Here is a 14,246-nt window from a genome sequence, read left to right as displayed (position 1 = left end):
AGGGATTATTTGCCGATCTGGCCGTTAACCAGTGATTCCGCCAGCGGTGCTGGACGGTCGACGGCAGTGGTAATGTTGATTGTTGTGCCGGTGTCGGATGCGCTTTGGAACGCCTCCATAACTTCCAGCACATGCAAGGCGAGATCGCCATTGGCACGGTGCTGCCGGTTCGAACGAATCGCATGTGCCATATCCGCGACGCCGATGGACCGGTAATTGCCATCCGCATAGGGCGACGATAGATCCTGATTTTCTAACTGGCCACCCTTCTTCAGCAGTTGTACTTCGCCACCGAAATGGTTCGGGTCGGGCACGATAAGCGTGCCTTCCGTGCCATAAAGCTCCAGCGGCACATGTTTGTGACCCGCGACATCGAAGCTCATACCAACCTGCACGACTGCGCCGTTTTTGAACGCCAGTGCGCCAGCAACATGCGTTGCCACCTGCACCGGAATTTTTTCGCCGTTGCGCGGTTCGCTGGTGATCAGCCGTTCCGTTCGCGGCGAGAACGCAAAACCTGCGACCTTGGCGACAGGGCCGAACAGATTGACAAGATCGGTGATGTAATATGGTCCCATATCCAGCATCGGCCCACCGCCAACCTCGTAATAGAAGGCGGGGTTGGGGTGCCAGCGTTCATGGCCGGGGCACATGAAGGTCGCTGTGCCGCCGACGGGTGTGCCGAGTACGCCTTGATCGATCAATGTGCGGGCCGTCTGATGGCCGCCGCCGAGGAAGGTATCCGGTGCAGCGCCGATCCTCAGGTTTTTTGCCTTTGCCGCTTCCGCAAGCCGTTTGCCTTCTGCAAAATTGATGCCGAGCGGTTTTTCGGAATAGGTGTGCTTGCCTGCATCCAGCGCCCTCAAAGCCACCTCGACATGCGCCTTGGGAATTGTCAGGTTGACGATGATTTCGATCTCCGGATCGGAGAACAGTTCATCCACGGTGCGGGCCGGAACGTTGAACTCTTCGGCCTTTGCCTTTGCCATATCGGCATTCATGTCGGCAACGCCGCGAATGTCGAGAATGGAAAACGATGCCATCGCTTTCAAATAGGCACCGGAAATATTGCCGCAGCCGATGATGCCTATGCCGACTTTCTTCATATTCTCTCTCCCATAAAAAATTGTACCCGCTCCCTCCTTAGAGAGCCGGACCCGTGGTGTTCCACGGCGATTCGTAAAGCTCGTAGAGTGCGACGGCCGCAGCACCCTGCGCCCACAATTCATCGCTCGATTTGTCGAAAACCAGTTCTGCCACGCCTTGCAGGGAAGGTGGCACCGAGGCCTCATAGGCAGTTCGGATGCTGTCGATAAAGGGCGCGCCAAGTTCGAGGCTCGACCCGACGATGATGACCCGTGGCGGTGCAAACAGGGTGACGATGTTGGCCAGCGTCAGCCCGATGGCCGCGCCCGCCCGCTCGGCAGCAGTGATGAGGTCGTTATCCTGCGCCAGCACCAGCGTATGGGCGTGCAACATGCCGCGGCCGAGGCGAATGGCTTCCGCAAAACGTCCGTCCGCAGGGCGTGATCCGAGGATGGCATTCTCTCCCGCCTGGCTGGCAAGGCGAACCGTGCCTTCCGGGCTTGCGACCAATACCAAATCGCCGAGATTGTGGCTGAGACCACCGGCACCGCGAAACAGATCGTTCCTGTGCAGCACACCCAATCCCAATGTCTGTTCCAGTGAGATCAGCACCATGTCTTCCAGATCGCGCGCCTTGCCGAACCAGTGATGGCCGAGCGTGACAGCGTGTGCATCGCTTTCGATGATGGTCGGCGTGCCGAAACGGGCCGTCATTTCTTCAGCGAAGTTGATGTTCACTTCGCGCAGCACGGGGCTGGAGCGAATTCTACCTGTACGATGTTCGATAACGCCCGGCAGGCCGAGGCAGACCATGTCCACATCTTCCAGCGAGAGATTGGCGTCGACCACACAACGGCGCACGCCGTCTTCGATAAGGTCGGCAATGACGCCAATCGGTTGGCGGTCGATACGGATCGGCAGCGCAAGTGTGGAAAGCACGTTGCCGCAGAAATCCGTCACCACGAACACCATGCGGCTGGCTGCGATTTTTGCACCGACGACGCGTGCTGCATCCGGGTTGAGTTCCAGCATGACGCGAGGCCGGCCACGGGCGCCTTCGGTGCGGATGTCGCCGAGATGCCGGGAGAGAATCAAGCCGTCATCCAGCAGCGATGCCGTAATGGCCGAAACGGTTGTTGTGGAAAGCTGTGTTCTTTCACTGATCTCCACGCGCGATATCGGGCCGTGGCGACGAACCGTGTCGAGGACATTCAGGCGATTGATCGCACGCATCAGTTCCGGGTCTGCGGTCTTCATGGTTTCCAGTCGCGATCAAGCTTCGGTGCTGTTTGGCCGACACGATATTTATGTCGGGTTGCGGATTAAATAACGGGGAAGGGCGGGGGTGTGTCAAGTGAAAAGCTGAAAAAATCGGCAATATGCCTTGACACTGACCACGTCCTGATATGAATTAATCCGCATTGGGGAATAATTGGTGAGGAACGTCCCCTGGGAGGATTACCATCATGACGTATCTGCACGCGGGCGCAAGCCTGAGCGGCAAGCTGATGTCGTTTGCCGCAACGACAGCCATCACATTCATGCTCGGCGCAGCCAGTGCATCGGCCGCCACGGTTGTGAAGTGGCTACATGTGGAACTCGATCCGAAAGCCGTGGCCGTCTGGGAGGAGATTGCCAAGGATTTCGAAACCACGCATCCGGGTGTGGATGTTCAGCTTCAGTTTCTGGAAAATGAAGCGTTCAAAGCAAAGCTGCCGACACTTTTGCAATCCAATGACGTTCCGGACTTCTTTTATAGCTGGGGCGGCGGCGTGCTGGAGGAGCAGTCCAAAACCGGTGCGTTGAAAGATCTATCCGAGACCTTTGATGCAGACGGCGGCAAGCTGCGCAAGGCCTACAACCCGGCAGCAATCGATGGTCTGTCCTTCGATGGCAAGCTGTGGGCCGTGCCTTACAAAGTGAGCCTTGTCAGCTTCTTCTATAATAAAGCGCTGTTTGCCAAGGCTGGCGTGAAGGCCGAAGATATCAAGTCCTGGGACGATCTGGGTGCTGCGGTCAAAACCATCAAGGCAGCGGGCGTCGTGCCGATTGCCGGTGGTGGCGGCGAGAAGTGGCCGATCCATTTCTACTGGAGCTACCTTGTGATGCGCAACGGCGGACAGGCCGTGTTCGATGCTGCGCGCAAGGGTGAGGGCGAAGGGTTCATGGACCCGGCGATCATCAAGGCAGGCGAGCAACTGGCCGAATTCGGCAAACTGGAGCCCTTCCAGCCCGGCTATCTCGGCTCTACATGGCCGCAGGCGCTTGGCGTGTTTGGTGATGGCAAGGCCGCGATGATCCTCGGTTTCGACAATACCGAAGCCAACCAGCGCAAGAACGCCGGTGACGGCAAAGGTCTGGCGGCGGACAATATCGGTCGCTTCGCTTTCCCCGCTGTCGAAGGTGGCGCTGGCAAGGCAACGGATACGCTCGGCGGTCTGAACGGTTGGGCCGTCACGAAAAATGCCTCCAAGGAGGCCATCGAATTTGCGACCTTCATGACGAATACTGAAAACGAAAAGAAGATGGCCAAGGCCGGTATGATCCTGCCCGTTGCGGTTGATGCAAACGAAGCTGTGACCAACCCGCTGCTGGCGAGTTCTGCCAAGCAGCTTGCGGAATCCACCTGGCACCAGAACTTCTTCGATCAGACGCTGGGTGCAGCCGTCGGCCGCGTCGTCAATGACGTTTCTGTCGAAATCGTCTCGGGCCAGATGACATCCGAAGAAGGCGCCCAGCAGATTCAGGATGCCTTCGAGCTTCGCTGATCCCGCCTGAACGACAGGACGCCGCCGTTATTGCGGCGTCCCTTCGCCCCGCGTGAAACCGAAAGCGGACATGATGACGAATATTTCCATCAATGCAGTACCTGCATTGGCCAAACCACTGACGAAGTTGAAGCGCAAACAAAGCTCGGTCGCCCATGACCGCGCCCTGACGCTGCTGATCTTCCTGCCGCCCGCACTTCTTCTCTTTACCCTCTTCGTCATCCTGCCGATGGGGGAAGCGGCCTGGTACAGTCTTTACCGCTGGAACGGTTATGGCACGCCGACCGACTTCATCGGCCTGAAAAACTTTCAGGTGTTGTTCGGCAATGCAGCCTTTTCGCAGGCGCTCATCAACAATGCCCTGATCATCGTCATTTCTATCTGCATCCAGATTCCGCTGGCCATCTGGCTGGCAACAATGCTTGCGCACAAAATTCCCGGCGTCGTCGCTTTCCGTCTGGTGTTTTTCCTGCCCTATGTTTTGGCAGATGTCGCGGCGGGTCTGATTTGGCGTTTTGTTTATGACGGTGACTATGGCCTCTTCGCCGCGATCTCCAACTTCTTCGGTTTTGCCAACCCCTATGTGCTGGCTGACAAGGATGTGGCGATCTATGCGGTGCTGGCCGTCATCGTCTGGAAATATTTCGGCTTCCACATGATGCTGTTTATCGCCGGTCTGCAATCGGTCGACAAAAACGTGTTGGAAGCCGCCGAAATCGATGGCGCGACCGGCTGGCAGAAGTTTCGCTATGTGACGCTGCCGATGCTGGGTTCCACCGTGCGTCTTTCCATCTTCTTTGCCGTCATCGGCTCGCTTCAGCTGTTCGACATGATCATGCCGCTGACCGGTGGTGGTCCGTCCAACTCGACGCAGACCATGGTGACTTTCCTCTACACCTACGGTGTGATGCGCATGCAGGTGGGGCTTGGAAGTGCGGTTGGCGTGGTGCTTTTCATCATCTGCGTCACGCTTGCCTTCGGTTACAAAAGGATTTTCATGCGCCATGACTGATACATCCACATCCATCCGCGTAAGCACACAGACGAAGCTCTATCTTTATGTATCGCTCGGCCTTATCGCAGCCATCGTGCTGATACCGCTTTTGACGACGGCGCTCGGCGGCTTCAAGACACTGGGTGATTTGCGTGTGAACCCATTCGGCCTGCCCGCCGAATGGCAATGGTCCAATTACGGCGATATTCTTTTCGGCAAGCGCTACTGGCTGCAAATCTTCAATTCGTTGGTCATTGCAGTTTTGACTGTGTTTCTCACACTCGTCGTTTCGGCCATGGCGGCCTTCACCTTCGCGCATGTGAAATTCTTCGGCTCCAATTTCCTGCTGAATTACTTTTTGCTGGGGCTGATGTTTCCGGCAGCGACCGCCATCCTGCCGCTGTTCATCCGCATCCGCGACCTTGGCCTGCTCGATACCTATTGGGGCGTAGTGCTGCCGCAGGTGGCCTTTGGGCTGGGCATGAGCATCCTGCTGTTTCGCAACTATTTCAGAAATCTGCCGGAGGAGCTGTTTCAGGCGGCGTTTGTGGATGGCTGCGGTTATCTGAAATTCTTCTGGTATATTTCCATGCCGCTGTCTCGTCCTATCATTGCGACGGTGGGCATCGTGTCCTTCGTGGGAAGCTGGAACAGCTATATCCTGCCGCTCATCATGCTCAATTCGGAATCGAAGTACCCGTGGCCACTCGGCATCATGGTTTATCGCGGCGAATTCGGCACGGAATGGCAGCTGGTTCTGGCGTTCATCACCATGACGATCCTGCCCACCATCATCGTCTTTTTCCTAGCACAGAAACACATCATTGCGGGTCTGACGGCTGGCGCCGTCAAGTCTTGAACAGGAGCAGAACATGGCATCCGTCGAACTCAGAGATATCCGCAAGTCCTACGGCGCGCACGGTGTCATTCACGGCATTTCGCTCGAAATCGCCGATGGCGAATTCATCGCGCTCGTTGGCCCCTCCGGTTGCGGCAAGTCCACGCTGCTGCGCATGATTGCGGGTCTGGAAGAAATCACCGATGGCGACATCATGATCGGCGGCAATGTCGTCAACGAGATGACGCCACGGGAACGCAACATCGCCATGGTGTTTCAGTCCTACGCGCTCTACCCGCATATGACAGTGGCGGAAAATATGGGCTTCAACCTCAAGATCGCGGGCCAACCGAAAGCCGTGATTGAGGAACGCGTCACTGAGGCCGCCCGCATGCTGGATCTCGCCAGCCTTCTGGAGCGCAAGCCATCCCAACTCTCCGGCGGTCAGCGCCAACGCGTGGCCATGGGCCGCGCCGTGGTGCGCAATCCGGCCGTGTTCCTGTTCGATGAGCCATTGTCCAATCTGGACGCCAAGCTGCGTGTGCAGATGCGCAGCGAAATAAAAACTTTGCACCAGAAGGTCGGCACCACATCGATTTACGTCACCCATGACCAAATCGAGGCTATGACGCTGGCCGACCGCGTGGTCGTTCTCAATCAGGGTCGTATCGAACAACAGGGCACGCCGCTGGAACTCTACAAGACACCCGCCAACCTCTTCGTCGCCGCTTTCATCGGCTCACCCGCCATGAACCTCATCGAATGTATTGTCGATGGGGAAGAGGGCGCTCCAGCTGCACGTCTCGACGATGGCACTGCGATCCGTATCTCGCAGGATCGCAAGGTGAAGCGCGGTCAATCGGTGACCATAGGTCTTCGTCCCGAACATTTCACTATGGGCGGTGGCGGTGATGTAGCTGTGACGGGAAAAACGCTTTTGGTCGAACCGACTGGCGCGCAGACGCACGTGATTTTCGATCTCGCTGGGCATCACGTGACGGCTGTGGTGGATGGCGAACAACTGGTTCGGACCAATACTCCCTTTGCCGCAAATATCAGCCGTGAACGTGTTCATGTCTTCGATAGGGTGTCCGGTTTGGCGCTCTGAGGCTGAGCACCACAGAAGGATTTTCCGAAGCGAACATATTAGGAAGATAGAAGACGGAGCGGCTTGAACCTCTCCGTCTCCTCGTTATCTCGTCATGCAGCAGCGAGCGCTTTTTCGATGTCCTGAATCGAATGCCCGGTCAGGTCTTTGTCGAGTTCACCCAACAGAACGTCCGACAGGGACTTGTGATATCCCTTGCGCATCTCACCAAGCGTCCGCGGAGCAGCCACCACAATCAGTCCTTTGATATTGCCACCAAGAACCTTTTTGTTCAGCATCTCGGCAATGCCGGCGCTGAAACCGTCTTCATCCTGCTGGCTGTCGTCGGGGTTTGCCGAGCTGCTGGAGTGGCGTGCACCGGACGCAATTTTGGAACTGTCCACGTCTGCATCCGGAAGGGCCTTCAGCTTAACGTTCTGCGCATCGCCTTCATTCTTGAAGAGGCTGAGCTTCTCGCCATCGGCAACGGCGACCACGGTATTTTGTGGAATATCCATATTCTTCTCCAATATTGCATTCAAAGCATGGTCATTCGGACCCTTGGCTTGCTTTGAATAACCTGTCGGAGAAGAATCCGTTCCTTAATGAGATGTCTTGAAACATCTCCGCGCGCATCGCGACTTCGAAATTGAAGTTTGACCCTCTCTCTATCCGGACAAGGCAGGCACAAAATGGCCCCCTTGCTCCGGTCCAACCCCTCGGGCAGCTTCATCTGGACCTGATTTTCTCACACAAAAAAATGTGAGCTACACAACACCTTTGCTGAAAATGAAGCAACCGTACGGTCCTGGATCTGATGTTCTGACAATGACGAATGATTTTTTCGCTTCTTCATAAAATGCGAAACGTTCCAGAGGCTCGATTGGAACATGTCGCTTTTCGGCCTGATCTATGACATGTTGAATCGTCGCGAAAATTGGAACCTGACCGTCAGGATCGCCTACGACTTGCATACGCTTCACCGGCATTTCAATGAATGTGTCCAGAGGAAAAAGCTTGAGAATGGCTTGCGCCGCGCGCTCCAGACCGCAGCCGGAAACGTCAATCAGGCGGCCATAGGTTGTTTTCCGGGCAATGGTTTGTGCGGGGTGGTTTATATCGCACAAGACCAATTGGTCGCCATGTCCCATCAGCATCAATGCATAAATCAGTTCGGCATTTAGAACTGGATCGATCCCCTTAAGCATCTCGGTTTCCTCCCGGTGGGCGCAAATTTACTCTTTACGAATTAAGCATAACTTGTGATGTTATCAATTGCAGAATTTTGTCTTTCCAGCATTTGACGAAGAATCGCGATGATACTCTGCGAGTCGACGCTGTAAAACATTGGATTATTGCGGTTGAAAATTCATATCTCAAAATATTCGACGGAATCGCAATGACGCAATTTACAATATTTAATAATTGTGTGAAGTTTGAAGGGTGATGACGTCCTCCCAAGACGGCAGAACGGTGGCGGTTGAAGCTTCGAGCTTTATTCCGCCGCCGTATTCAGGGAGGTTCGTCAAACGTCGCGAGGAGTGCGCGACGCCGTGGGAGGAGAAGAGCTTTTGGCATCGATGAACATCGTCAATGTCGGAAAAGCCTATGGCAGCCTGACGGTGATCCATGGCGTTTCCGTTGAAATACCCGATGGCGAGTTTGTCGTCCTCGTGGGGCCGTCTGGCTGTGGAAAATCAACGTTGCTGCGCATGGTCGCAGGCCTTGAACCGATTACCTTTGGCGACATTCAGATTGACGGCAAAGTGGTCAACGATCTGCCGCCGAAGGATCGCGATATTGCGATGGTGTTTCAAAGCTACGCGCTTTATCCACACAAGACGGTGGCCGAAAATATGGGTTTCGCGTTGAAAATGCGCGGTGATAGCAAGGCTGATATCGATACGCGGGTGCGCAAGGCCGCCGAAATTCTTGATCTGACGCCATATCTGGCACGTTATCCGCGCCAGCTTTCTGGCGGACAAAGGCAGCGTGTGGCGATGGGCAGAGCTATCGTGCGCGATCCTAAAGTCTTCCTGTTCGATGAACCGCTTTCCAACCTCGATGCCAAGCTGCGCGTGCAGATGCGCGCTGAAATCAAGGAACTCCAGCGGCGTCTGGCGACGACCATGATCTATGTGACGCACGATCAGGTAGAAGCTATGACCATGGCAGACAGGATCGTCGTTCTGCGCGATGGGCGCGTAGAGCAGATCGGTTCGCCACTGACCCTTTACGACAAGCCCGCCAACACGTTCGTGGCTGGGTTCATAGGCTCACCCTCGATGAATCTGATTAGGGGTCAAATTCGCGCCTCCGACGTGCCGTTTTTCGAGACGGATGACGGCATCCACCTGCCGCTTGCCCACGCGCCTGCGGGTTCGGATGGAGCCTCTGCCTTTTACGGAATTCGGCCGGAGCATTTTACGCTCAGCGGTTCGGTCAATGCGCAGGTGACGGTTGTTGAATCGACGGGTTCCGAGACGCAGGTTTTTGCAAAACTTGGGACACAGAAAATCATCGGCGTTTTTCGTGATCGCGTTGATGAAGCATCGGGAAAGATGATCGCGATGACACCGAATCCGGCTCTGGTCCATCTGTTCGATGGTGAAAGTGGGCTGAGGCTCGACTGAGTTTCTGCTGGTGCTTTGAGGAGAAAGCGCTGGCGGCCACACATCGTGGCATTCTATCAACGGGAGGAAAATCGCATGAAAGTCAGTGATTTCGAGAGAATGATGGCGATCGGGCTGAGCAGGCGCGCCATCTTGAAGACCGGGGCAAGCCTTGGTGCGGTGGCCGCAGCGGGCAGCATGATTGGCCCGTTTGATGCGGCCTATGCGCAAGGCGCATCGTTGCGCAGCCAGATTCTTCAAGTGCCGGGTGTCGGTAAGGGATCGCCAACCGATGCCGACTGGCAGAAGGTTGGTGAGATGTGCCTTGAAGCGACAAAGAAAAGTATCAAGCAGGGCGAATTTGCCGGTGTTGAGCTGTCCTTTATGGGGCTAAACAATCAGAACCTGCATAACGTTCTATTCCGTGGCTTCCTGAAGCCTTGGGAAGATTACACTGGCGCCAAAATAACGTGGATCGATCTTGCGCAGGCCGATTATAATCCGCGTCTTCAGCAGGCTATCGCCACCGGCACGGTTGACTTCGACCTGCTGGAGATGGGTGCGCCGTTTGAAGGAGATGTGTGCGGCAAAGGATTGGCGTCTGAAATGCCGGATTGGGTGAAAGCCCAGATCGACATGGATGATTATGTGGATTACCTCAAGGCACCGGTTGGCACCTGGGATGGCAAAACCTACCGTATTTCGGTTGATGGCGATTGCCATAACTTCAACTATCGCACCGATTACTTCACCGATGCCGACCTTGCCAAAGCTTGGAAAGATGAAGGGCATGAGGGTGAGTGGGGCGTTCCGAAGACTTGGCAGAAGGTTCAGGAGGTCACCAAGTTCCTCAAGGGCAAAAAAATCGGCGGTGCTGATGCAATCGGCTATCTCGATGCGCCAAAGGCTTGGGGTGGTTTCGGCTTCTACTTCCTCGGTAGCCGCGCGACAGCCTATGCCAAGCATCCCGATGACAAGGCTTGGTTGTTCGACACCGATACGATGAAGCCACGCATCAATAATCCAGCATGGGTTCGCGCCATTCAGGACGTTATCGACGCCCTGCCTTCAGAAGCGGGCGACCAGCTCAATGCCGATCCGGGCACGACAGCCTTCCAGCAGTTCCTTGCAGGGACGGGCTCGATGGTGTCGTGGTGGGGTGATGTGGGCGCCAGTGCGCGCACAAGCGACAGCTCGGTCGTGGGCGATACGATTGGTTTCGATATCCTGCCGGGTTCGGACGATGTGTATAATTCCAAAACCAGCAAATGGGAGAAGCTTGCAAGCGGCCCGAACCATGCGCCGAACATGGCTTATCTTGGCTGGGGTGTTTACGTGATGTCCCGCGTTGATAGCGATGAGAAAAAGAAAAAAGCCGCTTGGAGCGCCGCAGCCCATCTTGGTGGCAAGGATCTGGCACTGTGGACGGCAGCCTATCCATCCGGCTTCCAATGCTACCGAAAGAGTCAGTTCGACATCAAGGAATGGGTGTCTGCGGGTTATGACGAGCCATTTATCTCAAACTATCTGGCCTCGCAGTCCAACTCGTATAATCACCCGAATGCAGCCATCGAGCCGCGCATTCCGGGCATCTTCCAATATTATAGTGTTGCGGAAGACGAGTTGGCCAAGGTGTTTGCCGGAAAGGCAACAGCACAGGCTGGCGCCGATGCCATTGCAGCCGCGTGGGAGAAGATCACCGACCAGCTAGGACGCGAAAAGCAGGTCGCACTCTACAAGGCCTCGCTCGGAGCCTAACCGCGACTTTGGTTGCGTTTCACACCAGATTCAGGCGGCACGGAAAAGTGCCGCCTGATCGTCAGCACGGCTTTCCAGCCCAGAGGTCTGCCCATGTCGCAAACGATCATGCCAACCCTAAGCCCCGTCGAACCGAAAACGGTTCAATTGACCACTGCCCGGCGGGGCAAGCTTTTGCTGTTGGCTGCGACCGTTCTGTTGTTTGCCGTTCTCATTTTACAGATTGCTGACGTCGCAGGCATCACGACAATCGGCTTCGTCAGCTGGCAACCGCTGTTGTTTGCCTACATCGTCTGGTCTGTCGCGTTGTGTGCTGCACAGGTGTTGATCCGTGGGGAGGCCGGGCAGCGGGCCGCATTCGTGCTTCCAGCGGTGCTGTTCACTGTTGCCATGGTGGTATTTCCAACAGTCTTTGGTCTCTACATCGCCTTTACGGACTGGAACCTGAGTGCTGCTGCCGGTCGACGGTTCAACGGGCTTGATAATCTGCGTACTTTGTTTGCGGATGTCTATTTCTGGAACGCGCTTTTGAACATGGTCTATTATGTTCTGTCCGTTCTGGTTCAATATGCCATCGCGTTTGGATTGGCGCTGCTGCTGAACGCCGAGATCAAGGCGCGTAAATTCTTTCGCGTCGCTTTTCTTCTGCCTTTGATGCTCAGCCCCGTGGCCGTCAGCTGGATGATCGGCAAATCGCTGATGGAGTATCGTTTTGGGCCTGCCGCGACGCTTGCGCGGTATCTTGGTTGGGATAATCCTGCGTTTTTCTCGACACCATGGCTTGCACGCACATCGATCATGGCAATGGATGCGTGGGTCTCCATTCCTTTCATGATGATCCTGCTGCTTGCCGGTCTTCAGGCTCTGCCTGCAGAGATCAAGGAAGCGGCGAAGGTGGATGGGGCTTCCGGTTGGCAGAGTTTCAAGGAAATCACCTTCCCGCTGATGCTGCCGGTCAGCATGACCGTCATCATTCTGCGCATCATCTTCCAGCTCAAGCTGGCCGATATCGTCATCAACGTCACCGCAGGTGGGCCGGGCGGTGCGACCGATACGGTGTCCAGTTTCATCTTCCGTGAATATCGTGATCGCTCGAATGTCGGCTACGGTACGATGCTCGCGGAGTTCTATCTCGTCATTATCATCATCTTCGTCGCGCTTATCCTCAAAGGGGCGAGCCGATGGATGCAACGTGAAAATTGAGGCCGAAGCCTATGGCGATACATGCTGAAACAACCACCAAACCGGGAAGTCTTTGGTCCCGCCGCCCGCAGTTCCTCACCAGCAGTCTGCTGATTTATGCGGCTCTGGTGTTCTGGGCCTTCGTTTCGCTGTTTCCGATTTACTGGACGGTTACGACCTCGTTCAAGACGGCTGTGAACGTTACGCAGGGACATCTCATTCCTTTCGTTGATTTCACGCCGGATTGGAAAGGTTGGCGCTCGCTGGGACTGTCGCCAGATACGATCTTTGCGCAATCCACCGTGCGGGATGAGTTTATACGTCGCTTCTTTAATAGCATCGTCGCCTCGGCGGGGGCGTCGTTCCTGGCCGTCGTTATTGGATCTCTGGCAGCCTATGGACTAAGTCGATTTTCATATAAATTCCTCTGGATGAAGAACAAGGACATATCTTTTTTCTTCCTGTCGCAGTTGATCCTCCCGCCCGTCGTTCTCGCCATGCCGTTTCTGGTTCTCTACAAACACCTGATGCTGCTGGACACGCTGATTGGCCTCATTCTCGTTTATACGTTGATGGTTCTGCCGATCGTGATCTGGATCATGCGCGACCAGTTCGACACCATTCCTGTGGAACTGGAGCAGGCGGCACTGGTTGATGGCTGCTCGATCTGGGGCGCTTTTTTGCGCATCGTGCTGCCTATCGCACTGCCCGGCATGGTGGCGGCTTTCATTCTGTCGGTCATTTTGTGCTGGAACGAATATTTCTTCGCGGCTTTGCTGACGAGTTCAAACGCCAAGACGTTGCCGGTCATGGTGGCTAGCCAGACCGGATCGCAAGGGATCAACTGGTGGTCGATGGCAGCAATCGCCACGGCCGCGATTATGCCTTTGGTCCTAGTTGGAATTTTCCTGGAACGATACATCGTGAAGGGTCTGACGGCAGGGGCCGTCAAATAAAATGAGGTCAATGATGAAGTCTGGCGTTTCCATTCTCGGTATTTTTGTTGCCGATACCGCCTATCTTGCCCCCCGTATGCCCGTTGTTGGAGAGACAATCACCGGCACCGGCTTTTCGGTAGGCCCCGGCGGCAAAGGCTCCAATCAGGCCGTGGCTGCCGCGCGCGCTGGTGCCGAGGTATCCTTCATTTCCAAAATCGGCCGCGATACATTCGGCGATCTCGCACTGAGCACTTACAAATCGGCTGGCGTGACGCCGGTGTTGACTATCATGGACGACCAGCCAACCGGTGCCGCTTTCATCTATGTCAATGATACCACAGGAGACAATGCAATCATTGTTTATCCGGGGGCGGCTGGCACTATCGGTAGGGATGATGTCGATGCGGCGCGTGATATCATCACCCAGTCGGCTGTGTTTGTGACGCAATTGGAGCAGCCAGCGACGACGGCGCACTTTGCTCTGGACATTGCCCATAGCGCCGGTGTTACGACGATTTTCAATCCCGCACCCGCCGAAACATTCCCTGAAGAAATCTACGGACTTTGCCACTACATCATTCCCAACGAGACAGAGGCCGCCGCACTTGTCGGCTTTGCCATCGCGACGATTGATGATGCACGACGCGGCGGAGATATTTTATTGGCGCGCGGTGTCGGTGCAGCGGTCATCACACTTGGCGCACGGGGCGTGTTGTTTCATGCCCCCGGTCAATCCGTTCATGTGCCTGCCGTTACCGTCGGCCCGGTCATAGATACCACTGGTGCCGGTGACGCGTTTGTTGGTGGTTTTGCCGCAGCACTTGCACGAGGGACAGACCCACTGGATGCCGTGCGTTTTGGCTGCGCGACGGCTGGCATCGCCGTCACGCGGCGCGGAACAGCCCCTGCAATGCCCGCACTGGCTGAAATCGAAGCGGTGTTGGCGCGCTGACGCCGCTATTGCGCCCTCGCATGTGACTGAA

The 14,246-nt window shown here is 55.7% G+C and carries 13 protein-coding genes; 9 read left to right on the top strand and 4 right to left on the bottom strand.

The window, feature by feature from the left end; translation table 11 throughout:
* Nucleotides 1-5 precede the first annotated feature (5 nt).
* Nucleotides 6-1,106, bottom strand: a complete 1,101-nt coding sequence (locus RMR16_RS16575) for a Gfo/Idh/MocA family protein (RefSeq protein ID WP_320199774.1) — start codon at nt 1,104-1,106, stop codon at nt 6-8.
* Between the two features lie 37 nt (nt 1,107-1,143).
* Entirely contained in the window at nt 1,144-2,343 is a 1,200-nt protein-coding gene (locus RMR16_RS16570) for an ROK family transcriptional regulator (RefSeq protein WP_320199773.1), read from the bottom strand.
* A gap of 251 nt (nt 2,344-2,594) precedes the next feature.
* On the opposite strand from RMR16_RS16570, the gene RMR16_RS16565 reads away from it, so the two are divergent.
* From RMR16_RS16565 to RMR16_RS16550, 4 genes are all read left to right on the top strand, one after another.
* Nucleotides 2,595-3,854, top strand: a complete 1,260-nt coding sequence (locus RMR16_RS16565) for an ABC transporter substrate-binding protein (RefSeq protein ID WP_413785996.1) — start codon at nt 2,595-2,597, stop codon at nt 3,852-3,854.
* Nucleotides 3,855-3,927: 73 nt separating this feature from the next.
* On the top strand, nt 3,928-4,866 hold the full coding sequence (locus tag RMR16_RS16560; RefSeq protein ID WP_320199857.1) for a carbohydrate ABC transporter permease: 939 nt from the start codon (nt 3,928-3,930) through the stop codon (nt 4,864-4,866).
* The gene (locus tag RMR16_RS16555) at nt 4,859-5,707 is read left to right on the top strand and encodes a carbohydrate ABC transporter permease (protein ID WP_320199771.1); all 849 of its coding nucleotides are present in this window, start codon (nt 4,859-4,861) and stop codon (nt 5,705-5,707) included. The genes RMR16_RS16560 and RMR16_RS16555 overlap by 8 nt, the downstream gene beginning before the upstream one ends.
* 13 nt (nt 5,708-5,720) lie before the next feature.
* On the top strand, nt 5,721-6,794 hold the full coding sequence (locus RMR16_RS16550; RefSeq protein WP_320199770.1) for an ABC transporter ATP-binding protein: 1,074 nt from the start codon (nt 5,721-5,723) through the stop codon (nt 6,792-6,794).
* A 92-nt stretch (nt 6,795-6,886) separates the two neighbouring features.
* Here RMR16_RS16550 and RMR16_RS16545 read toward each other — a convergent pair whose 3' ends face one another.
* Together RMR16_RS16545 and RMR16_RS16540 are read right to left on the bottom strand one after the other, a co-directional pair.
* Nucleotides 6,887-7,291: a host attachment family protein gene (locus RMR16_RS16545; RefSeq protein WP_320199769.1), complete on the bottom strand. Its 405-nt coding sequence runs from the start codon at nt 7,289-7,291 to the stop codon at nt 6,887-6,889.
* Between the two features lie 249 nt (nt 7,292-7,540).
* Nucleotides 7,541-7,981, bottom strand: coding sequence for an RbsD/FucU family protein (locus RMR16_RS16540; protein ID WP_320199768.1), 441 nt, complete (start codon nt 7,979-7,981; stop codon nt 7,541-7,543).
* Nucleotides 7,982-8,344: 363 nt separating this feature from the next.
* Here RMR16_RS16540 and RMR16_RS16535 point away from each other — a divergent pair, with 363 nt between their 5' ends.
* From RMR16_RS16535 to rbsK, 5 genes are all read left to right on the top strand, one after another.
* Nucleotides 8,345-9,406 (top strand): ABC transporter ATP-binding protein, encoded by a 1,062-nt coding sequence (locus RMR16_RS16535; protein WP_320199767.1) that lies wholly within the window; start codon nt 8,345-8,347, stop codon nt 9,404-9,406.
* Between the two features lie 75 nt (nt 9,407-9,481).
* Nucleotides 9,482-11,143, top strand: coding sequence for an ABC transporter substrate-binding protein (locus RMR16_RS16530; RefSeq protein ID WP_320199766.1), 1,662 nt, complete (start codon nt 9,482-9,484; stop codon nt 11,141-11,143).
* Between the two features lie 93 nt (nt 11,144-11,236).
* The gene (locus RMR16_RS16525; RefSeq protein WP_320199765.1) at nt 11,237-12,346 is read left to right on the top strand and encodes a carbohydrate ABC transporter permease; all 1,110 of its coding nucleotides are present in this window, start codon (nt 11,237-11,239) and stop codon (nt 12,344-12,346) included.
* An 11-nt stretch (nt 12,347-12,357) separates the two neighbouring features.
* The gene (locus tag RMR16_RS16520) at nt 12,358-13,281 is read left to right on the top strand and encodes a carbohydrate ABC transporter permease (protein ID WP_320199764.1); all 924 of its coding nucleotides are present in this window, start codon (nt 12,358-12,360) and stop codon (nt 13,279-13,281) included.
* 13 nt (nt 13,282-13,294) lie between these two features.
* Complete coding sequence (gene rbsK / locus RMR16_RS16515; RefSeq protein WP_320199763.1) at nt 13,295-14,215, top strand: ribokinase; 921 nt, start codon at nt 13,295-13,297, stop codon at nt 14,213-14,215.
* The last annotated feature ends 31 nt before the right edge of the window (nt 14,216-14,246 follow it).

It is taken from the genome of Agrobacterium sp. rho-13.3 (assembly GCF_033957765.2).
GTDB lineage: Bacteria > Pseudomonadota > Alphaproteobacteria > Rhizobiales > Rhizobiaceae > Agrobacterium.
The sequence above is the reverse complement of the archived record's forward strand: the minus strand, read 5'-3'. Positions and strand labels throughout refer to the sequence as shown.

Excerpts from the sequence above, each read along its gene's own strand:
- RMR16_RS16525 (WP_320199765.1), top strand. The coding sequence starts at position 11,237 with ATGTCGCAAACGATCATGCCAACCCTAAGCCCCGTCGAACCGAAAACG.
- RMR16_RS16550 (WP_320199770.1), top strand. The coding sequence starts at position 5,721 with ATGGCATCCGTCGAACTCAGAGATATCCGCAAGTCCTACGGCGCGCAC.
- rbsK (WP_320199763.1), top strand. The coding sequence starts at position 13,295 with ATGAAGTCTGGCGTTTCCATTCTCGGTATTTTTGTTGCCGATACCGCC.
- RMR16_RS16575 (WP_320199774.1), bottom strand. The coding sequence starts at position 1,106 with ATGAAGAAAGTCGGCATAGGCATCATCGGCTGCGGCAATATTTCCGGT.
- RMR16_RS16565 (WP_413785996.1), top strand. The coding sequence starts at position 2,595 with ATGTCGTTTGCCGCAACGACAGCCATCACATTCATGCTCGGCGCAGCC.
- RMR16_RS16570 (WP_320199773.1), bottom strand. The coding sequence starts at position 2,343 with ATGAAGACCGCAGACCCGGAACTGATGCGTGCGATCAATCGCCTGAAT.
- RMR16_RS16540 (WP_320199768.1), bottom strand. The coding sequence starts at position 7,981 with ATGCTTAAGGGGATCGATCCAGTTCTAAATGCCGAACTGATTTATGCA.
- RMR16_RS16555 (WP_320199771.1), top strand. The coding sequence starts at position 4,859 with ATGACTGATACATCCACATCCATCCGCGTAAGCACACAGACGAAGCTC.
- RMR16_RS16530 (WP_320199766.1), top strand. The coding sequence starts at position 9,482 with ATGAAAGTCAGTGATTTCGAGAGAATGATGGCGATCGGGCTGAGCAGG.
- RMR16_RS16520 (WP_320199764.1), top strand. The coding sequence starts at position 12,358 with ATGGCGATACATGCTGAAACAACCACCAAACCGGGAAGTCTTTGGTCC.
- RMR16_RS16560 (WP_320199857.1), top strand. The coding sequence starts at position 3,928 with ATGACGAATATTTCCATCAATGCAGTACCTGCATTGGCCAAACCACTG.
- RMR16_RS16545 (WP_320199769.1), bottom strand. The coding sequence starts at position 7,291 with ATGGATATTCCACAAAATACCGTGGTCGCCGTTGCCGATGGCGAGAAG.